This window comes from Flagellimonas okinawensis (genome assembly GCF_029194005.1).
Lineage (GTDB): Bacteria > Bacteroidota > Bacteroidia > Flavobacteriales > Flavobacteriaceae > Flagellimonas > Flagellimonas okinawensis.
Window position 1 is genome coordinate 32,818 of sequence record NZ_JARFVA010000005.1, and the last position, 21,644, is coordinate 54,461.

Genomic DNA, 21,644 nt, shown 5'->3' on the forward strand with positions numbered 1-21,644 from the left:
TTATCTTAAATTTACTGTATTATGACACGCAGGAAACACACATCTAAATTCAAGTTCAAGGTGGTGCTGGAGGCGCTATCGGAACGTTTTACCATCCAAGAGCTGGGCAGGAAGTATGATATCCACCCGGCACAGATAACGACATGGAAAGCCCAGTTTTTAAAGAACGGTGAAGGCGTTTTTGACAATAAGGTCAAGGATCCCAAAACGGAGTCCGAGGAGATGGAGGAACGTCTTTTAAAGACCATAGGGCAGCTCAAGGTGGAGAATGATTTTTTAAAGAAGGCCTCATCATGAGTAAGTCCGGAAAGCAAAGAAGGGAACTGGTGGATAAAAAATCCAAGCTGAGCATACTGCGCCAGTGCGAGCTTTTGGAGCTCCACCGCAGTGGGGTGTATTACCGTCCAAAACAGGAGACCGACCTGAATCTGGCACTGATGCGTCAGATTGATGAAAAGCACATGTTGCACCCTTGGCTTGGCGTTCCCCGTATGGTTACCTGGCTTAACCGTGACATGGGGCACTGCATCAACAAGAAACGAATTGAGCGGTTGTATAGGCTTATGGGGATATCTGCCATTGGCCCTAAGCCCAACACTTCCAAGAAAGGCAAGGGGGAACTGCACAGAATATACAAATACCTCTTGAGAAACTTAGAAGTAACACGCTGTGGTCAGGTATGGGCCATGGACATCACCTATATCTCGGTTCGCGGTGGCTATTTGTACCTTTGCGGGATAATCGACCTGTACAGCCGCTATGTAGTAGGCTGGTCACTTTCCAATACAATGACATCAGAATGGTGCAGAAAGACCTTGGAGGCCGCCATAGAAGAACACGGTTCGCCGCAGATCCTCAACACTGACCAAGGAAGCCAGTTTACCGCCCATGAGTTCTGTGATTGGGCCACGGCACCACAGCAGGGCATACGCCTGAGCATGGACGGCAAGGGAAGGGCACTGGACAACATATTTATCGAGCGCCTCTGGCGCGACGTAAAGTACGAGCACGTGTACCTGTTCCCGGCCGATGACGGTCTGCAGTGCTACCGTGGGCTGGAGGAATATTTTAGGTATTACAACAATGAGCGCAGGCATCAAAGCCTAGGGGAAGAAACCCCATTAACAATTTATCAACAGAGCAAGAAACAAGTGGCATGATGGTACCAAAGAGGCAAAAAGGGTTTTCAACAAATCGGGCAGGTTATGAGTCTCCCCCCAGACCCCCCTCTTTCAACATCATCATTAAACTTATTTTTAAAGATTTATTGTCCTAACAATGGGGGGAATTATACATAGACAAGATAAAATCCCTTTTAAAATGGAATTCGAAAAAATAAAGTTCAAATAAACGATGAAAGAGTATAAATTGATACTTCTTGTTTCTTTACTTTCTATTTTCAGGTTAGCCAGTGCAACATTACCTGATTTTGAGACTATTAGTCATAAGTCTTCTGACATGAAAGAATATCTCTATTTAAATTATTCAAACAAGCTCATTTTGTTTTCTTGTCAGGATTATTGGGTTTGATATCAGGAATTCTTTTGTTAAAAGGTAAGCGTTGGGGATGGATTACAAGTGTATCGAGTTTATTGATATACTCAATTGGGTTTATACTAATCGCAATGGGTGTCAATGGTAAGGTATTGTTGGAGGATCAAGGAGATTATATAAGTATAGGCGCTATTCTGGCTGTGTTTTTCATTCTGGCTTTTATGTTGGTCATCAAACCAATAAGAGATTTTTACAGTATTAAAATTCGTGACTGGGCTATTGTTGGGACAATAGTAACATTGTTCACGCTAGATAAATTGATTATAAATTAAATCAAAGTTCAAATAAACCATAAGCATAACTGGTCTAATCAATGAAAAAACCACTTGTATTAATATTATTGATTTGCTCATTCGCAAATGCTCAAAGCTTTAAGGAATTATATGACGAAAATTTCAAGAGTGATTGGGAGGTCTATCAAAATGAAGAATATGTAAAACAATACATCGATACAACAATTGTCTATAAGCTAGATAGTGGAAGAACTCCAGAACAAGAGTTACTGTATCAGGCTAAAGAGAATCATAACAAACGTACCGCACTAATTTCAGAAATCTTTTCCAGCTTGAAACTAAATTTCGACGAATTGGATTCGCTTGCATTCATTGAACAACGTTCCACCAATGTTAATCCTCCTTTCGATTTTGTAAAAAAGGGGGCAATAATTACTAAAGACAGTGTTTTTGGATTTCTATATGACCTTGAAAGTGAAAACGTGGAAATTGTAAGGCACAACTATTTTCAGAACTCGGAAAGTGATATTATAAATCAAGCCAAACAGGTAATAGGGAATTTGATAATTTCCGCTAAGACAAATTATTTGGATACACTTGCTAGAGTGGAATCCGAAATGTTGGCTGGACCATTACAAGAGTTAAGGCCTGAAACCGAATTTGAAATTTTGATTTACAACAAGAAAGAAAATAGCGAGTTGAAGAGAGTTTATTTGCATGAAACTTTCATCCAGATAATGAACCAAAATCAACAGCCATAAAAGTTCAAATAAACGATTCAAACAACAAGTGGAATTGAGGATAATAAAATTAGAATTGATTGCTATAATAGGCCTAGTTCCGCTTTGGTTGAATGCTCAAATTACAATAGAGAAATATAACCCAACTTCTACTTTGGTGGTTCCTGAGCATATTATAACCGCTTCGAAGTTCCCTTTTATAGATGTTCATAGTCACCAAAATTTAAAGACACCAGAAGATTTCAAAAAGCTTAAGACGGCTATGGACACTTTAAACATGAGTTTCATGGTCAACCTCAGTGGAGGTTGGGGATCCACATTAAAGGAGAAGGTGGAGAATGTGAGCAAAAATAGTATGTCGAATAGGATGGCGGTGTTTGCAAATATCGACTTTCAGGGATTTGGGTTCGTGCAATGGACGGAATACACGGTGGACCAACTTAAGGAGGATGTTGCCAACGGAGCCAGTGGTTTAAAGATTTTCAAAGAATTGGGCATGACCCATTTGGACATTCATGGCAATAGGATCCCAATCAACGACGCTCGGTTGGATCCCATCTGGGCAATATGTGGAGAACTTGGGATACCAGTTCTTATTCATTCTGGTGCTCCAAAGTCTTTTTGGGATCCAATGGATGAAAAAAATGAAAGGTGGCTCGAATTATATAAATATCCAGATCGCAACTATTCAAACAGTACAATCCCACCTTGGGAACAATTGATGAAAGAACAACATGATGTTTTTTCCAAACACCCCAATACTATTTTTATTAATGCACACTTTGGTTGGTATGGAAATAATTTGGAGCAGCTTTCGATGATTTTGAATAAATACTCAAATGTGTATGTTGAGTTTGGCGCAGTCATCGGGGAATTGGGCAGACAACCCATAACGGCCAAGGATTTTTTTGAAGCTCATCAAGATAGGATTTTGTTCGGAAAGGATTCATGGGTGCCATCAGAATATGCAACATACTTCAGGACTTTGGAAACAACTGATGAATACTTCCCATACCATAAAAAATATCATGCCTTTTGGAGCTTGTATGGAATGGGTTTGTCTGATGAAGTGCTTAAAAAAATCTATTATAAAAACGCTCTTAAGATAATACCTGGAATCGATTCAGGTATGTTTAAAGAATAAAGTTCAAATAAACGATTAATGGTTTGACTGACATTATAAAAAATGACATTAGGCGATATTATTGAATTAGAAGAAGACGGAAAAAAAGTTTATTTACAATATGTGAAGGAAGCTGAAAATGAAACTTTATTAGAAAAAATGAGGGTTTTCTACAGGGTTTATGATGAACGTCCCATTGATATTTATTCAATAATAAAAGATGACTTTTTCTTTTTAGATTTTCCGTACCGCTATGGTATCAAAGATAAAGGTGTTAATCTTATTGGAAACATACCTTTGTCTCTTGACTTCACCATACCAAAACGATATAGAACAGAAAATGTATTTGGTTCTGGATGGAGAATAATAAATGAAGGGGATAAATCTGAGGTTGTTGAAGAGCTAAGTGATGAGCAAAAAAAGTTCTCCCCGTATGGAATGTGGAGCATTCCTGAAATCTTTGAAAATTTAAAAGACGGATGGCGACTAGAAAATTGGATATAAAGGAACCTTTAATGAGGGTTATGGTGAAATAGTCAGAATAGCTAGGATAAAGTAATGGGTAACCACAATCAAAGTTCAAATAAACGATAATGGTGATGTATTTTACTTTCTTTAAACAAGCTTCCATTAATTAGAATGAAATTAACAGACCAAATAAAAATTCGAGAACTGAAATTCAAACCTAAAGTTGGAATTTTAGAAAATTCTATTGAATTGAACGACATCGGAATTTCAATACCTATTCCAAGTGGATTTAAAGTCGATGACGGTGTTATTTTTGAAAAATTCAAAGCAGAATATGTTTTTCCAGAAAACTCGGAATTTTCAAAAAAGGACTTGGACAGCTTTGAAAAGGGAATTTTTCCACCTGTATTTGTACTCAAAAAAAATAGTGGAAGACCAGTAATTGCATGTTATTTATTTCACATCAGGGCATTGAAAGGCGGAAGCAATCTGAATATTCGGAGTATCAATAAGTATGAATTAATGTGGGCACCTTATTTGGCAAAAAAGACTAACGAAGTACCCATGAATGCAAAAAGGATTTTGAGAAATCAAATGACAGGAGCACTTTCCACTGAATATGGGTTCGACTATAAAACCAAAAACAGCATTAATCCAATCCCATCAAATTTGAGAGTTTTAAATTACCAAGTTAGCAAATTCGTATTGACTTTTTATTTGATTTATGATGATTCAAATAATTTGGAGCAAACTGAATTGGACACTTTTATAGATGGAATAAAAACAAATGGCAACAATGCTAATTCAATATGGAAACAAATTAAAGCAAAGTTCAAATAAACGATGAGAAGTACTGTTGCCTCTTTTTTAGGTCTATTAATTCTAACATTAAACAATGGTTGTTTGGATTTAAGTGAATGCCCTGAAGAGGTTACTGGAAAATATGTATGTAATAATGATCCAAATGCCACAAATTATTTGGAACTGAATAAGGATGGGTCATTTTTACATTATTACAGAATAGGAGGCAAAATTATTACTGACACAGGAAACTGGAATAGAAGTGAAAATGGTTTTTGCGAAATTGAATTTAGCAATTGGAAGACCTTTAATGAATCAGGTCTGGATTTTGAAAAATATGCAAGAGGCATATTATTTGTAAAAGGGAAATCTCTAGACATAACACCTGATGGTGAATCCAGTACAAGTTTCACAAAGGATGATCCAACAAACTAAAAAGTTCAAATAAACGATTGTAGTGACATTGAAAAGAATAGACAAGATTTTGTTGTTTGCATACATAGGAATCCACTTAATTGTCGCATTAATTTATATGCTGAATCTTTATGATCGAGAATGGATTCAAGATTTTTATTTTGTAATTCCGTTGTGTTATGTCTTCTTAATATTTGATGTTTACCATAAACGGTTTTGGAATAACAAAATACTTTTCATTTGGGGATTAGTAGGAGTGATTCAGTTAGTATTTTATTATACATATCGTGATTTACCTCAAATTCAAAATGTAAATGGAAATGACTTGGTCTGGTTAAAAGCATTGCCTTTGACGATTGTCACTTCGTTCATTTTGAATTTAATAAATAAAAGAATTTATGGAGATAATTTTATTGTAACCACTTTAAGACTGGACTCGGACAGAATTGACCCAAATGACGGGAGAAAATTAAGACCAGCCGACTATCTTTTCTCTTTAGCTGGGTTTATGATAATAATAGTAGGAACGGTATCTACAAATTAAAATACCGTCCAGTTATAAATAAACAGCTTTTGAGAGGGGATTCAAAACAAAGTTCAAATAAACGATTTATAATGATGCCTATTAAAAACATAAAACAGTATGAATAAAGTTAGAATCATTGGGTTAGTTATCCTAATAGCTGGAATTGTCATTCGATTTGTCCTGAGAAATGAACCTATGGATTTTCTCTCTGGACTCTTAGTTGGACTCGGAATTGGATTGCTAATAGTTGGAAGAATAGGTAAAATCAAATAATCCCAAAAAGACAAAAAGTTCAAATAAACGATGGAATAATAGCTGGCAAATTCAGGGTTCATCAGAAAAAAAGGCCTCCTTTTTAGGAGACCTTTTCCAAGCTCAAGCTTCTATTTATAAGCTTTGGTCCTGTCATCGTCAATAACCCCTTTCCAATCAAGTCCAAAGGCAAAATCATATTTGTTTCCTTCTGAGTCCAGATAGGGTTCCATGTCCCTGGGAACATCCTCGAACTGTGATTCAACGCTCATCATGTCTTTGGGCATTTGGAAAGGCAATAGGGCAGAGGGTTCCGTTTTACCGGTTACGATATCCAATATGGCCTGGTCCTGTACGCCCATATGTACTAGAATGGCATCGGCGGCGTCCTCTATTTCCGAGAATACCATGGGCTTTGCCACTTTCACGATTACTACAACAGGTTTATCGCCCATTCTTCTTTTGGTATCCGTGACCAGGGACATATCCGAAATATTCACTGCTGTTGTGGTTTTACCCTTGTAGGAGCGGTTCAAGACCCCTTCCTCCAATGGGCTGCCCGCGGCAATGCTCTTTTCGCGTGCACTGGTGGCGGTATAGGTGCCGTATTGAAGACTTATGGGGACATAGCCATTGCCTCCGTTTTCTTTATCGGTAATGTCATAACCGACCCCTCCATTTGGGTTTTCGATACCAACAAGTGCCAGATCTGCTTCATCGGGGTTATCCACGATGTCAAAATACTTACCCACCACTTCCATATTAAATGGATGTTCGGTACGCTCCTGTGTGGCAACCCCAAACCAATTTACCGTAGGGGCCACATAACGCTGCGGCACATAAACTTTTTTCTTTTCCTTCACAGGAAGTGTCTTAGCCCTGTTCTTCAACATAACGATTGATTTGAGCTGGGCGGTGTAACCAGCTGCCATAAAATCCGCTTTGCCAACGGTGGCTTCGGTCTGTGAAACGTCCAAATATGGGTTTTCGAAAAGCCCTGTTCTAAAGATGTTCTTGAGCAAGCGAACGGCAGAGACCTCGAAACGTTCACGCATATACTCCTCACCATGTTCTTCAACGCCCATTTGATAAGCCTCCAGAACCGGTCCCATATCATTGTTGCCCCCAAATTGATCGCAACCTGCTTCAATGATCTTGTAGTGCCTCTCGGCAACGCTCATGGTTTCCACACCCCAAGGTTTTCCTCTAAATTCGTAAACATTCGGAGCATCGCTGGTAATTCCCCAATCGGTGCATACAACACCATCATAGCCATATTTGCCACGGAGCAGGTCGGTAATCAAATATTTGTTGTAGGCATTCCCGACATTTTCCCCATTCTTGGTGTCCCTTTCGTATGAAATGGTATAGTAGGGCATAACGGCCGCGGCCATTTCTGTCGGACCCTTAAGATCAAAGGCACCTTCGGTAAACGGTTTTAAATGGTCTTCCAGATTGTTACCGGGATAAACAGCATAGGCCCCGTAGCCAAAATGACCATCTCGTCCGCCCTCTTCCGGTCCACCTCCCGGCCAATGTTTGACCATGGCATTAACGCTACGATTGCCCCAATCCCCGTTTTCGGAGGCCTGAAAGCCTTCCACATAGGCCCTGGCCATGTCGGCGGCCAGTTCAGGGTCTTCACCCATGGTGCCATCAAAACGGGACCAACGTGGCTCCGTGGCAAGGTCTATCTGTGGGGAAAGGGCAGTGGAAATCCCTAAGGCCCTGTACTCCTGAGAGGCGATTTCACCAAACTGTTGCATTAGGGCTGGATCGAAACTGGCCGCAATGCCCAAGGTACTGGGCCACATCGAAATTTTACCTCCAGCACCTGCATTGAACTCGGCGTAGGAGTCGCTACCATGTCTTGGATCGGAGCTTGTATTGATCGGGATGCCCAAACCAAGGCCCTCGACCATGGCCTGGGCATTATTGTTCCATTGTGCGGCAATCGCCGGGGATTCCACACTGGTAATGAGCACATGCCTTACATTGTCCTCCTCAAGGAATTTTTTTTGCGCATCAGAGAGGTCGCTGGGTAGGGCACTACTTTCCTTATAGGGTTTGCCATTATAGGTCACGGCCCCAAAAAAGCTGTTGCCGCCACCGGGAATGGACTGGTGGGCACTATAGAGCATAAGACCTGCAATTTGTTCCACGCTCATTTTTGAGGCCAGGTCATTTGCCCTTTCCTCTGCAGGAAGTCTCCAGTCTTCATATGGATCTAGGGTGGAATTCTTATTGAGGTCCTTGAAAGCCAATCGGTCCACCGTTATGATATTGACATCGGAACCCGGGCTGTATCCAAGCACAGCGCCGTTCTCATTGTTGACCAAATGGTAACCTTCTTTTATCTCTTCCTTGAATTTGGGGCCGCAACCGATCATAAGTGCAGCTAGGGGAAGGGTGCCCCATTTAAAATATGTCCTTAAAGTTTGCATAGTGTTTGGTTTTGGTTTGTTCGATCCATCCGAATAAAGGTAGTCAAGCCTTTTCATAATTAAAAATGGCCTTGTATCACTACAAGGCCATCAGGTACTAAACGAATAAACGCTTAACTAAACTCAATTAAACTATTTAATACCCTGGGTTTTGAGTAAGTACATTACCACTAAGGTCAATGGCTGTTATTGGAATAGGGAACAGGTCCATAAAACTTTGATATGTTCTTACTTTGGAATCCAATGTGGCTATGGTCCTCGTTTCATTGACTACATAAGTGTTCAAGACATCTGCGGATACGCCCCATCTTCTCAAATCGAACAAACGGTGGCCTTCCATGCCCAATTCCAATCTTCTTTCGAATCGGACGGCCTGTCTTGCAAAAGCTGCATCAGGGAAAGAACCGTAAGGCTCAACGGCATAGTTTGCTGCGGGAGCATCACCAGCTTCGTTCATTACGTATGTCATGTTTTTGGCCCTGTTTCTAACTTGATTTACATAGTCAAGTGCTGTAGGTAGATCTCCAGTTTCCACAGCTGCTTCCGCAGCCATCAAAAGAACGTCAGCATATCTCATGATGTTATAGTTAAGACCGGAGTGTTGTTGGCCCCATGCACCCAAACCTTGACTGGCGTCAAGTTCATCGGCCTGGTACATGTTCTTAGCAGCCAAATAAGGGCCTGAGATATCGGCATCCGTAGAACGAATCCATTCCTGACCTACCATGACACCAAAGCCATTGTAATCGATACCTCTACGACCTACGGTATAATCCAATCTTGGATCCAAAGGTCCGGTATGAGGTGTAAAAGGATCATCAGTTGCCACAAGCTGGTCGTTCGTTACATCGCTCTGGTTGTAGGTATCCAATAAAGGAAGACCACTACCATCGGTTTGGAATGTATTTACCAAATCCTGTGAAGGCTGGAAGAATCCACAACAAGTGTTGATAGGTCCACCACCTGGGAAATTCAATGTACCCCCTTGGTTACCGTTCAAAGATTGTCCGCCATCGGCAGCATATTGAACAGCGAAAACAGACTCTGCTGAGTTTTCACCGGCAGCGTTGAAGTTATCCACGAATTCAGCATTTAAGCTGTAAGGTCCATTGTTGATCACATCCTGGAACATAGTCAAGGCAGCGGCCCAATTGGATTGGTACAACTGTGTTTTGCCCATAAAGGCCTTTGCGGTCCAAGATGTAGGTCTTCCAGCTTCGGATTGTGCATCCGGAAGGTTATCGATGGCATATTGGAAATCAGCCCCTACTTCCGCCCAAATGTCCCCGGTATTGGGTTGGTTGAACTCAACATTGGCATAGTTCTCCTCGGAGATATAGGCTGGGTTCCCGAACATTTTTTGTAGTTCAAAGTTAAAATAACCTCTTAGGAATCGCGCCTCGGCCAACTGCGCGGAGAAATCACCTTCTTCAATAGTTGAGATCAGTGAAATTACGGCATTGGCACGGTTTACACCGGCATAAAGGGACATCCACTTACCAAGGATATATGGGTTACTGGTCTGGATGTCGTAAGTCTCCAATTGGAACAATTCCACTTGGTCACCATCGGTACTTCCTTTATGTGCATCATCGGACATGGCATCAGCCCACCAGTTGTCGGGAGCAATGGCAAAACCATTGCCCAATTGGTTCAATCGAACTCCATCAAGAGCAGAATAGGCACCTGTCAATAAAAGATTTACTCCAGTCTCATTGGCCGTTGCCTCGTCGGACAAAACTCCAATGGGACTCTGCTCTGTAAAATCATCTTTACATGCAAATGCAGTACCTATGAGTATAGCAATAATAAATATTCTCTTAATCATTTTTTTTTAGAATTTTAAGTTAACACCAAACGTATAAACTTGGGCCAAAGGATAAGGAGCCGTATCGATTCCTTGTGTAAGGTTATCAGCAGACCCATCAGTTACCAGAATTGGAATTTCAGGATCCATTCCACTATAGTCGGTGATAGTGAACAGGTTGGATGCCTGTAAATACAATCTGATCTGGTTCATGCCCAATTTGTCCAAAATGGTATCAGGTAAGGTATACCCGATCTGAAGGTTCTTCAATCTTAGGTAAGATGCGTCCTCAACAAAATAGGAGTTAGGGCTTGTCTCACGGTTAACAACCGATGTTCCAAGAGCAGGCAATGATCCACCTGTATTCTGTGGTGACCAGGAATCCAACACTCTTGTGCTTCTGTTTCCGAAGAAGAAGGTCGGGAAATCGGTAAAGATTTTGGAATAGTTGTATACATCCCTACCCTGTACGCCGGAGAAAAATGCGGAAAGATCCCAGTTCTTATACCCTAAATTAAGGTTGATACCGTAAGTGAAATCCGGGTGCGGAGAACCTATGTTGGTTCTATCCGAGTCATTGATCACACCATCGTCGTTAACATCCCTGTACTTGAAACGTCCAACACCATCAGCATCATTTTCGAACTGTTGGTCAGGAGAAGACCCTACTTCTGATTCACTTTGGAAGATACCGATCACATCAAAACCATAGAAATAGGAGATAGGCTGTCCCACTTCGGTCACTGTAATAGCTCCACCCCTGAATCCAGGATCTCCGAACTGTTGGTTATAGATAAGGTCGGTTACTTCGTTCTTGTAAGAAGAAAGGTTGAAATCTACACCATAGCGGAAACCGGAATCTGTTTGGTCCCTGTATCCAATTGCCAAATCGAAACCTTTGTTCTCTATGCTTCCCAAGTTTACGAAAGGAGCATTGGCATCAGGAGCAGTGGTACTGATCAATTGCAAATCCTGCGCGATCAAATCCTCTGTAGTGATCTTGAACAGTTCAAACTCTACGCTCAACTTATTGTCCAAAAAGCCCAATTCCACACCAAGGTTACTGGTTTGGGAAGTTTCCCATCTCAAATCAGGGTTTCCAATGGCAGAAATAATGGCACCAGTGGAAGGAGCTCCACTTCCGTTGAATGCATAGTTGGATTGTCCAACATCGATACCGGCCTGAGTAAGGGTCGGACCTACTACGGGCACCTGTTGGTTACCCAATTCACCGTAAGATCCTTTGAACTTCACACGGTTCAACCAGCTTGAATCGAACCAATCTTCTTCGCTCAACAACCATCCTGCACTTACCGCAGGGAAGGTATCACTTTGGTTATCTCCCAAGAAGTTGGAAGAAGTATCCCTACGCAATGTAGCGGTCAAGTAATACTTGTTGCCATATGAGTAGTTGATGCTACCGAATACGGAGAAAAGGGATGTGGTGTTGTCGCCAGCACTTACAATAGGATCTCCGGTTCCAGTATCAGGAAGATAATAATCAGGGGTTTCGAACAAAAAGTCCGTAACGGTCACCGATTTGAATTTACTCCTGTTCTCAACAGCTTCAAGACCAAACAATGCATTGATGTTGTGATCTCCGAAGGTTTTGTTGTAATTCAAGGTATTTGTCCACACCCAGCTAAAGGCATCCGTGTCCGACTCGGTCAATGAATTGGTCGATCTGGCTTCGGAGTGCTCAGGGTTGGTCGGCAAGAACGCTCTTGTACTCAAAAGCTCTGCGTCACCACCAATGGATGATTTAAGGGTAAGTCCATCCACGATCTGATAGGTAGCATAAATGTCGCCCAATATCCTGAAGGTCTTGTAGAAGTTATCACCGGCCCTTCTCAAATCCGCCACCGGGTTGGTAGGGTTGGATAGGTCCAATGCGTTGGAATAAGTTCCCGCGTAGTTGCCTGCGTCCGTGTAGGCTGGCAATAATGGGGAGTTTCTCATGGCCAACATCAATGGGCTGCCACCCAAACTTGTGTTTGGATTCTTTGGAGCACTACTGTTGGCAAAGGATACGTTCAAGTGCTGTCCTATCCTAACTTTTTCCCCAACCTTGAACTCGGAGTTTACCCTCATCAGTCCCCTTTTAAAGGAAGACTCCAATTGGATACCTTGACGGTTTAGGTAAGAAGCGGTCATGGAATATTTGGCACCTGCATTACCGTTCTCCATACGCAAGGAGACGTTTTGTGTAGGAGCACTTCTAAAGATGTCATCAAACCATGAACCTCCCGATCTTGCGGTTACCGGTTCTGGCGCACCCAAAATAGTTGATGGCACAACAGGGGAAGCCCCATCGCCGTATTGGGCATGTGTTGGTGCTTGTCCCACATTGTTGAAACTGTCCCAGAACATTTGTCCATGTTGTTGAGGATTCAATAGGCCTGGAAGATTGGCAGCTCTGGAAAAACCAGTGTACATATCCAAAGATATTTCTGCTGACTCCATATTGTAACCTCCGTTCTTGGTGGTTACGATCACAACACCATTGGATGCCCTTGCACCATAAATAGATGCAGCACCATCCTTCAATACGTTCATTTGTAAAATGTCCGCAGGATCAATGGAGTTTAAAATGGAACCATCTGTGGTCTGTACCCCATCAATAATGAAAAGTGGGTCGTTACCGTTGGTGGAACCGAATCCACGGATACGGATCGTTGGTGACGAACCGGGAACACCTGAGTTGATCAAGGATACACCGGTAACCCTACCTTCCAATGCTTCCGCAGCGTTCACAATCGGCGCTTTGGTGGCTTCAGATAGATCTACCGAAGCTACGGAACCTGTCAGGTCACCTCTTGTTTGAGTAGAGTACCCTAATACTACTACTTCATCAAGTTGGCTCGCATCTTCGGATAGCGTAACATCTACAACAGACCTTCCACTTATCGCTACTTCTTGTGTTGAGAATCCAACATAACTAAAAATCAAAGTAGCATTGGAATCGGCACTGATGGTGTAATTCCCATCAAAGTCGGTCTGTGTACCATTGGTGGTACCTTTCACCAATACGTTGGCACCGATCAATGGTTCCCCGTTCTGATCGGTGACCGTACCCGTAATCTGGGATTGGTCTGGATTTGGATTAAAATCCAAAGGATTTTCATGGGCTCTGATAACTGAGCTGCTGAACAGCATCAATAAAAACCCTAGAGCAAGAGATAAACATGGCTTAGCAAGATTGTGCCATGAACGTCTGTTTTCATTCATAATGATCAAGGTTTGTCTAGTTAGTTAATACGTACGAGATTTAGTTTAAATAGTTAAAAAATTAAGTTAATTTATTGTGAATAAAACAGTATAATGTTAATAAAACACTTCAACTGTTAAATGCAAATTAAAACATTAAAATCCCGAAATAGCAAATAGTTACCGTTAATTTTGTTATATCCATAAAAGTATAGATAAATATTAAGGTTATCGCAAACGTTTTCGATAAATGTAAATTTGGGATAGTTATATTATTAAATTCATAATTAAGGTTGACTTAACATTTCCTTAATAGTAGTGTTTTCGCGCTTTCGCCTGTTCCGGTCCTAATTTGGCTTCAAGGAAAATGATGGGATAAAATCAATTGTTCATAACAATTACCGGGGAAATAGTGATTTTTTTTAAAAAAAATAAAAATGATGTATTCATCCCAATAATTTTTAATATTGCGTAGTTGGCAACATAAAACAACTATTATTATAGTATTGATAATATCGAACAATCAATACTGACAACCTAATAACCTGTATAGACCTCGACCATGACGAATTTTAGAGCATATCTTCTGTTATGTACCCTGATCATTGTATCCTGCACCCCTAAAAAGAAAACAGAGCCCTTGTTTGAACTATTGGATACGCAGACCACCCATATAGATTTTACCAATAAGCTCATGGAATTGGATACCATGAACATTGTCGGGTTCGAATATATGTACAATGGGGCCGGGGTGGCCGTTGGGGATATCAACAACGATGGCCTGAAAGATCTATATTTTACAGGGAACCAGGTCGCGGATCGTCTATATATCAATAAAGGGGACTTCCAATTCGAGGATATCAGCGAATCCGCTCATATTGTTTCCACCGGTTGGTCCAACGGGGTTACCATGACGGATATCAACGAGGATGGACTTTTGGATATCTATGTAAGTAGGGGAGGGACCCGTGATTGGCCCAGGGAAGATTGGGCGAACAGGCTCTTTGTGAACAATGGGGACGGAACCTTTACCGATAGGGCAAAGGAATACGGTATCGCGGATACCGGCTATAGTGTACAGGCAGTGTTCTTTGATTTTGACAAAGACGGTGACAGGGACCTTTATGTATTGACCAATGCCTTGGTCGATTATAATAGGAATACCTCCAAGTACAAGACCAGTGACGGTAGCGCGGACAGTACCGATCGCCTGTACCGCAACAATGGGGACGGAACATTCACCAATATCTCATGGGATGCCGGTATCTCCATGGAAGGCTTCGGGCTGGGAGTATCGGTTTGTGACATCAATAAGGACGGATGGTTGGACCTTTATATTTCCAATGACTTTTTGACCGATGACCTGTTATATGTCAATAATCAGGATGGTACGTTCACCGATCGACTTACCACATATTTTAGGCACTTGAGCTATAATGGAATGGGCAATGATATGGGAGACCTCAATAATGACGGAAACCCTGAGGTCATTACGGTGGATATGTTCCCAAACAGCAACGAAAGGATCAAACAGACCATGATGAAACCCAGTCTGGACGTCTTTTCGCACAATATCACCATAGGTTATGCCCCGCAATTCGTGCGCAACACCCTTCAACTCAATAATGGTAACCAGACCTTTAGTGAGATTGGGCAGTTCAGTGGCATCCATAATACCGATTGGAGCTGGGCCCCCTTGATCGCCGATTTTGACAATGATGGACTGAACGATATCTTTATTACCAATGGGTATCGTAGGGATATCACCAATTTGGATTACCAATCCTACACCCAGCGACCTGCCAAATATCAGACCGAGGATGAGTTGATCCAGGGGGAACTGGAACGGGTGAGCAGCTTGCCAGAGGTTAAACTCTCCAACTATATTTACAAGAACAATGGAGATCTTACATTCTCCAATAAAATGGAGGAATGGGGACTGGACAAGCCCCTATATTCCAACGGGGCCGCTTTTGCCGACCTTGACAACGATGGGGACCTCGACCTGGTGGTCAACAATATCGACGATCCCGCCAGTATCTATAAGAACAATACCATAGCGAAGACCAAACCCATGGACCGTGCCCATTATTTGGCCATTGCGCTAAAGGGCAAAGCGCACGAGGATCTTACGGGCAGCTCCGTAAGCCTTTACCATAATGGCAAGACACAGTATAAGTTTTTCTCCACGGTGCGCGGTTATCTCTCCACCATGGATGCCGAAATGCATTTTGGGCTGGGCGACTCCGCTACCGTGGATTCCTTGCAGGTAGTCTGGTACAATGGACAGGTACAGACGCTGTATGATGTAACCGCAGATCAGCACTTGACACTTGATATTGCCCATGCCTCGGAGGCTATGGATACCGACAAGAAAGATCCAGGCTCCAAAATGTTCCATGAGATCATCACGGAGATAGGTGTGGCCTACGAGCATATGGAGGATGATTTTGACGAGTTCAAGCTTCAGACGACCTTGCTCAAAATGAACACCAATCTGGGACCGGGCATTGCCGTTGGGGATATCAATGGGGACAGTCTGGAGGATTTTTATGTGGGAGGCACCAAGGAAAGGACGGGCAAGCTTTATGTCCAGCGAGTTGATGCCACTTTCGAAGAACGTTCCATAACCTGTGCCGGTCTAAGGGAGGACATGGGCGTGGTCTTTGTGGATGTGGACGGTGACGGTGACCTGGACCTCTTGTCCGTGGATGGGGGAGGCATAGAGGAAATGGCCCGGCAGGATTATAAGGATGCGATTTTCTACAATGATGGCACAGGGAACTTTGATTGCGGGACATTCCTGGGCAGAAAGGCCAGGGGAGGGTCACTGGAGCTGGCCGATTTTGACCGGGACGGCGACCTGGACGTCTTTGTCGGAGGCCGCGTGATCAATGGTTTTTATCCCAAAAGCCCGAAAAGTTATCTACTTAGGAACGACCCCGATGGTTTTAAGGATATAAGTACGGAGGTTTTTGGAAATCAGGAACTGGGGATGGTCAGTGATGCCCTATGGACGGATTTTGACAATGATGGTTGGTTCGACCTGATCTTGGTGGGAGAGTTCATGGAAATAACCTTTATGAAAAACAACAAGGGCTCGTTTGCCAATGTGACCGGTACCACCGGACTGGAGTTTACCCAAGGATGGTGGAACAGTATCGTCGCCGGGGATTTTGACTCCGATGGCGATATGGACTATGTAGTAGGGAATTTTGGCCTGAACAGTGATTTTAAGTGTTCACCGGAACAACCCCTGACCATATATACCAAGGATATAGACGGAAATGGGACCATTGATCCATTGATCAGTTGTTATAGGGAAGGTGAGGAGCACCTTATCCATACACGGGATATCCTTGTGGACCAGATCAGCGCCATGAAGGGCAAGTTCAAGGATTACGAGTCCTACGCAAAGGCCGATTTCAACGAGGTCAAGGAGGCTGCAGGTCTAGAGGATGCCGGGCAGTTGAAAGTCTATGAATTTGCGTCCGGCTATATCGAAAACCTGGGCAATGGAAAATTCACTATGGTCCCGTTGCCCAAGGAAGTCCAGTTTTCCCCCGTATTCGGAATGTTGGTGGAAGATTTCAACCGCGATGGCAACCTGGATCTTTTGGTCACGGGCAATCAGTTCGATATCGAACCATTTATCGGGCAAAGTGATGCGTCCATAGGATATTGTCTGCTCGGGGACGGAAATGGTGGATTCACCGTGGTCTCCCCCAACAAGAGCGGTCTATCATTGTCTGGCAGTGCAAAAGGAACCGCCATGATCCAACTCGCGGATGGTACTTCCGCCATGCTCATCGGGAACAATTCGGGAAAACTTAGGGCCTATGGGTATGACAATACCGGAATGGCCAGGATGCCGATCGGTTCCATGGATGCATTTGCGGAAATCACCACGGTGGACGGTCAATTAAAAAGGGTGGAGTTTCCCTATGGGAACACCTACTTGGGGAACCCTTCAAGGACCTTGGGCTATCACAAGGGGAGCACGGCCGATATAAAGATCACGGATTACCAAGGGAACACCAGGGAACTTAAGGTAGTCGGTCTTCAGTAGGACTAAGGTTCCATTTCAAAGATCTCGGCCGCTTTTTTTGCGACATCGATTCTGACTTGGGAGGGGTTAACCCTGCGGTAGGCCGCCTTTGTTTTGAATGCCAGAACGGTCGATATGGCCGGGTAGACCGTAATGTTCTGGCCCATCGCCCCTTTGGCGGAATAGGCCCCTTCGAAGCGTGGATCGTCCATTCCTTGCCAGAGCCACCACATATATCCATAACCATAGTTGACACCGCTGTTCTGGAATACGGGCACGCTCTTGTTGAGCTCTTTGTAGGTGGTCCTGGTCTTGAGCATTTCATCCACCCAGGATTCACTGATCACCTGAACATCTTTCCATTTTCCCTTGTTGAGCATCAGTAGGCCCATACGTGCCATGTCCCTGGTCGAAAACCACATTGGATAGGCCAGATATTTCGAGATCGAAGTGTTTCCCTGTTTACCTTGGAGCGATCTATCCCAGTCCTGCATATGCAAAGGGTCCGCCAATTGGCGCTCCACTTCATCATAAATGTCCCGGCCCGTTTCCTGTTCAAAAATAAAACCGGCCACATTAAAGTCCCAATTGCTGTAAAGCCAATGGGAACCCGGCTCCACAGAACCCCTTTCCGGTGCGTACTCCTGCATTCCCCCTGGATAGCCCTCAGGGTGGTACACCCCTGATCGGGCCGATATGATATCCTGGATAGTGGCTTTTTGTTCAATGGGCAAGATGCCCTCCACATCGTCAATGCCCAATTCAGCTATGGTCTTGTCCAGATCGATGGTGCCATCTTCGACATACTGGCCATAGAGCATCGAGAGTACGCTTTTTCGAATGGAAGCAATGTAGCTCAATTCCTCTAGGTCCCCATAATCAAAGACCACTTTGCCCTTGTGCACGATCATAAGCCCTGTGATCTTCGTGCTATCGATCAAATAGTCACGGAATGCCCTGGTTCTTTCATTCTGCCATGGCCGTGCCTCTTCCTCCGAGGCATTATGCCATACCCTGTCGGGAAAGCTCTGCGCTCCCAGGGTGAGGGAACAGAGCATAAAAAGGGATAAAAGTGTTCTCATTTTTTTATTATTCTGTTTTGGTGAACCAAAGGTTACGTACCCTACCATTACTGATATGGGCGCCCGTGATCTTTCCGTTCTTTCGCTGTATCCTAATGTTCGATAAGGGGTACCTACCTTTCAAAAGGTCGTTTTTTCGCAATTCCAATGGTAGTTTCCCATGCCGTATATGATGGGCGTACCATGTACCGTTTTCATAGTGGATGGTATATGTGGTCTCCAATTCGGGACTGTAATAGGAACCTGCATATTCAGCCCCCGTTGTAAGTTTCGATGCGCCTTTTTCAAGTTTTGAAAACACCTTGGGACTTCCGCTTGCGGGATAGTAGGTCATCTTTTCCCTGTCAAATGTGATGCGGTCATCATCGCCCTCGGCCAAAGCTGAGAACTCATCGCTTTTGATGGGCAGAAAGGCTTTGTTGCCCATAAACAAGGTGTCCCCTTCCAGTGTGATTCTTTCCTCAGTATAGGTGGTATCGTCCCAAAAGGTGCCCGTATAGGCATTTTTTTGTTCCCTGGTCAGCTCCACCGCTCGCAGGTCTTTTTGTCGCGGCGTTTTACCAAAAACGATAGAGGCAATCCGTTCCGATTTATCAGCCGGTGCGGCAGTGGAAAAATTGGTCACTATGGCAATACTTGTCCTCTTTTCCGGGAAAACGGAAATATTGGACCTAAAGCCCCCTATGGAACCGCCGTGGCCGATTCTTTTCTCCCCGAGCAGTTCGTCCACATTGACCCCGAGGGCATATTGGTTGTGACTGCCATCGTTCAAGGGATCCAAGGTCTGCATCATATCGAAGGCCGGTTTCCATCCGGGCAAAGGGTCGTAATAATTTTTGAGATAGGATATCAGGTCCATGGTCGTGGTGTGCATGTTCCCGGAGCCTACATAGCCCCAATATTCCACTGCCCTTGCAAACCCTTCCGTTCGTCGGTAGTACGAAGTGGCATTGTTGGGTACAATGTGGTCATAATCCGCCTCGACATAGGTATCTGTCATTCCCAATGGTTCGAATACCTCTTCCCGCATATAGGCGACAAATGATCTGCCCGTTACTTTTTCTATGATATTGGCCAAGAACATATAACCGGTGTTGCAGTACATGTATTCGGATCCCGGCTCAAAATTGAGCTCTTGTTGTTTGGCCATGATCCGGTCCACATCTTCATTGGTACGGGTATCATCGTTCCGCCAGCCGGCCAGTCCAAACAGGGCGTGAAGGCTTCTAAGTCCACTGGTATGATGGAGCATTTGCCTGATCGTGACCTGTTGTCCAAAAGGGGCAAGTCCCTCGATATACCTGTCGATGGTATCATCTATCGATAGTTTGCCCTCCAAGTGCAACTTCACAATGCCCAGAGCACTGAATTGCTTGGATACCGAGGCGACATTGAATTGGGTCCCCGTGGTATTGGGCACCAAATATTCCATACTGGCCAGTCCGTAGGCCTTGGAGAAGACCAGCTGGTCCCCTTGCATGACGGCAATGGCGCCCCCTGGATGATCGGGACGGTTCCACGCGATGAACAGACTGTCAATTTGCGCCCATTGTTTTTCATTGATCTGTGCATTGGCCTGTAGTGATATGGCCAATGCGAGGGCGGTCAAAAGTTTGGATACCGATTTCATGCTTGCTTATTTGTCCAGTCCTGCTTCGGACAAGGTGATCAACAGCGCCAATTGGATGGACTCATCGCCTTCCTCGTCGTTCAGGTACCATTCGTGGAGGGAGTGTGCCCCGCCTCCTTGGCCTCCCCTTCCGATACATACGGCGGGAATGCCCTTTGCCACCGGAATATTGATATTGGTGGAACCACGGCCCAATCTTGGTGTTTCCCCGAATAACTTGGTCGCCGCCATGGTCCTCTGGATCAAGGGTAGGGAAGCAGGTAGCTCCCCGGATGGCCTGTCACCGATTTTGATCAGTTCGTAATCGACCTCTCCCCGGACACCACTGGCATTGTATTGCGTGATCGCTTTTTCCACCGAATTCTTGAAAATGGCCTCTATCTCATCGAGGTTTTTAGGGTCGATGGCCCGCATGTCCACTTCCATCCAAGATTCAAAGGGGATAGAGTTCACCGAGGTTCCCCCACCGATCCTGCCCACATTGAAACTCGTTTTGGGGATATCACCTGAGGTGTAGGCCCAAGCATCCTTGGAAAAGATATCGATGGCCTTGCCCAGTGCATGATGTGGATTTGCCAGTCCGAAAGCTCCCCAGGAGTGACCTCCCTGTCCCTTAATGAGCAATTTGTAGCGTTTGGAGCCAAGTCCGGCATTGCTGATCCGTCCCAAACTGCCACCGTCGATCGCTATCCAGGAGTCTATGTCCAGTCCCGACTCGTTGAACAAATATTTCATGCCCCTGAGGTCGCCAAGACCTTCTTCACCTACGGTGCCCACGATCAGTAGGTCTTTTTCCGTTTTGATCTCGGCCTTGTTCATGGCCTTGAGCATACTGATCAACATGGCAAGGCCACGGGTGTCATCCCCGATGCCCGGCGCTTTTAGGGTATCGCCCACTTTTTGTACGCTTACATCGGTGCCTTGAGGAAAGACCACGTCCAGATGGGCGTCCACGCCCACATAGCCCGAAGCCCCCGATGTGCCTTTTCGAAGACCGATCACATTGCCCACCTTGTCCGTCCAAAGGCTGTCCACTCCTGCCTCTTCCAACATTTTTGCGAAGACCTTGCCTCTTTCGTCCTCCATGAAGGGTGGGGCCAATACTTCTGTCAGTGTGATCAGGTCGGCCGTGGTCTCGTCCATTTGTGACCTTATATGGGAGAAGGCCTCCTTGACCTTTTTGGATTTATACAGACGATCGACCTCCTTACTGTATTTTTTGTCAATTTCAGTGCTTCCCTGGGCGAAGACCGAACAGGTCGAAAATCCCAAGGTCATCAAAATGCCCAATGTAATATGTTTCATAATTTTCATG

Annotated in this window: 16 protein-coding genes; 10 read left to right on the forward strand and 6 right to left on the reverse strand. The window is 44.1% G+C overall.

Annotated elements, in window-relative coordinates; translation table 11 throughout:
• Window positions 1-21: 21 nt before the first annotated feature.
• The 9 genes from PY091_RS13730 to PY091_RS13770 all read left to right on the forward strand — a co-directional run bounded on the left by PY091_RS13730 (window position 22) and on the right by PY091_RS13770 (window position 5,877).
• On the forward strand, window positions 22-297 hold the full coding sequence (locus tag PY091_RS13730) for a transposase (protein ID WP_275650227.1): 276 nt from the start codon (window positions 22-24) through the stop codon (window positions 295-297).
• Window positions 294-1,160: an IS3 family transposase gene (locus tag PY091_RS13735; protein ID WP_275650228.1), complete on the forward strand. Its 867-nt coding sequence runs from the start codon at window positions 294-296 to the stop codon at window positions 1,158-1,160. The genes PY091_RS13730 and PY091_RS13735 overlap by 4 nt, the downstream gene beginning before the upstream one ends.
• A gap of 348 nt (window positions 1,161-1,508) precedes the next feature.
• Window positions 1,509-1,826, forward strand: a complete 318-nt coding sequence (locus tag PY091_RS13740) for a hypothetical protein (protein WP_275650229.1) — start codon at window positions 1,509-1,511, stop codon at window positions 1,824-1,826.
• Window positions 1,827-1,867: 41 nt separating this feature from the next.
• Window positions 1,868-2,548, forward strand: coding sequence for a hypothetical protein (locus PY091_RS13745; protein WP_275650230.1), 681 nt, complete (start codon window positions 1,868-1,870; stop codon window positions 2,546-2,548).
• Between the two features lie 241 nt (window positions 2,549-2,789).
• Window positions 2,790-3,671 (forward strand): amidohydrolase family protein, encoded by an 882-nt coding sequence (locus PY091_RS13750; RefSeq protein ID WP_275650231.1) that lies wholly within the window; start codon window positions 2,790-2,792, stop codon window positions 3,669-3,671.
• A gap of 42 nt (window positions 3,672-3,713) precedes the next feature.
• Window positions 3,714-4,154, forward strand: a complete 441-nt coding sequence (locus tag PY091_RS13755; RefSeq protein ID WP_275650232.1) for a hypothetical protein — start codon at window positions 3,714-3,716, stop codon at window positions 4,152-4,154.
• A gap of 135 nt (window positions 4,155-4,289) precedes the next feature.
• Window positions 4,290-4,958 (forward strand): hypothetical protein, encoded by a 669-nt coding sequence (locus PY091_RS13760; RefSeq protein WP_275650233.1) that lies wholly within the window; start codon window positions 4,290-4,292, stop codon window positions 4,956-4,958.
• Between the two features lie 3 nt (window positions 4,959-4,961).
• Window positions 4,962-5,354: a hypothetical protein gene (locus PY091_RS13765; protein WP_275650234.1), complete on the forward strand. Its 393-nt coding sequence runs from the start codon at window positions 4,962-4,964 to the stop codon at window positions 5,352-5,354.
• A 22-nt stretch (window positions 5,355-5,376) separates the two neighbouring features.
• Entirely contained in the window at window positions 5,377-5,877 is a 501-nt protein-coding gene (locus PY091_RS13770; protein WP_275650235.1) for a hypothetical protein, read from the forward strand.
• A 365-nt stretch (window positions 5,878-6,242) separates the two neighbouring features.
• Here the strand turns inward: PY091_RS13770 and PY091_RS13775 are convergent, their stop codons facing one another.
• From PY091_RS13775 to PY091_RS13785, 3 genes are all read right to left on the reverse strand, one after another.
• Entirely contained in the window at window positions 6,243-8,555 is a 2,313-nt protein-coding gene (locus PY091_RS13775; RefSeq protein WP_275650236.1) for a glycoside hydrolase family 3 protein, read from the reverse strand.
• Window positions 8,556-8,691: 136 nt separating this feature from the next.
• Window positions 8,692-10,383, reverse strand: coding sequence for a RagB/SusD family nutrient uptake outer membrane protein (locus tag PY091_RS13780; RefSeq protein WP_275650237.1), 1,692 nt, complete (start codon window positions 10,381-10,383; stop codon window positions 8,692-8,694).
• 6 nt (window positions 10,384-10,389) lie between these two features.
• A complete protein-coding gene (locus PY091_RS13785; protein WP_275650238.1) occupies window positions 10,390-13,590 on the reverse strand; it encodes a SusC/RagA family TonB-linked outer membrane protein in 3,201 nt (1,066 codons plus the stop codon).
• Between the two features lie 541 nt (window positions 13,591-14,131).
• Between PY091_RS13785 and PY091_RS13790 the strand changes: the two genes are divergently transcribed.
• Window positions 14,132-17,638, forward strand: a complete 3,507-nt coding sequence (locus PY091_RS13790; protein WP_275650239.1) for a VCBS repeat-containing protein — start codon at window positions 14,132-14,134, stop codon at window positions 17,636-17,638.
• Window positions 17,639-17,640: 2 nt separating this feature from the next.
• Here PY091_RS13790 and PY091_RS13795 read toward each other — a convergent pair whose 3' ends face one another.
• Genes PY091_RS13795 through PY091_RS13805 form a run of 3 tightly spaced genes read right to left on the reverse strand, consistent with a single transcriptional unit; the run spans window position 17,641 to window position 21,634 of the window.
• Window positions 17,641-18,699 (reverse strand): serine hydrolase domain-containing protein, encoded by a 1,059-nt coding sequence (locus PY091_RS13795; protein WP_275650240.1) that lies wholly within the window; start codon window positions 18,697-18,699, stop codon window positions 17,641-17,643.
• Between the two features lie 7 nt (window positions 18,700-18,706).
• Window positions 18,707-20,329, reverse strand: a complete 1,623-nt coding sequence (locus PY091_RS13800) for a serine hydrolase domain-containing protein (protein ID WP_275650241.1) — start codon at window positions 20,327-20,329, stop codon at window positions 18,707-18,709.
• Window positions 20,330-20,335: 6 nt separating this feature from the next.
• Complete coding sequence (locus PY091_RS13805) at window positions 20,336-21,634, reverse strand: M20/M25/M40 family metallo-hydrolase (protein ID WP_275650242.1); 1,299 nt, start codon at window positions 21,632-21,634, stop codon at window positions 20,336-20,338.
• Window positions 21,635-21,644: the final 10 nt, after the last annotated feature.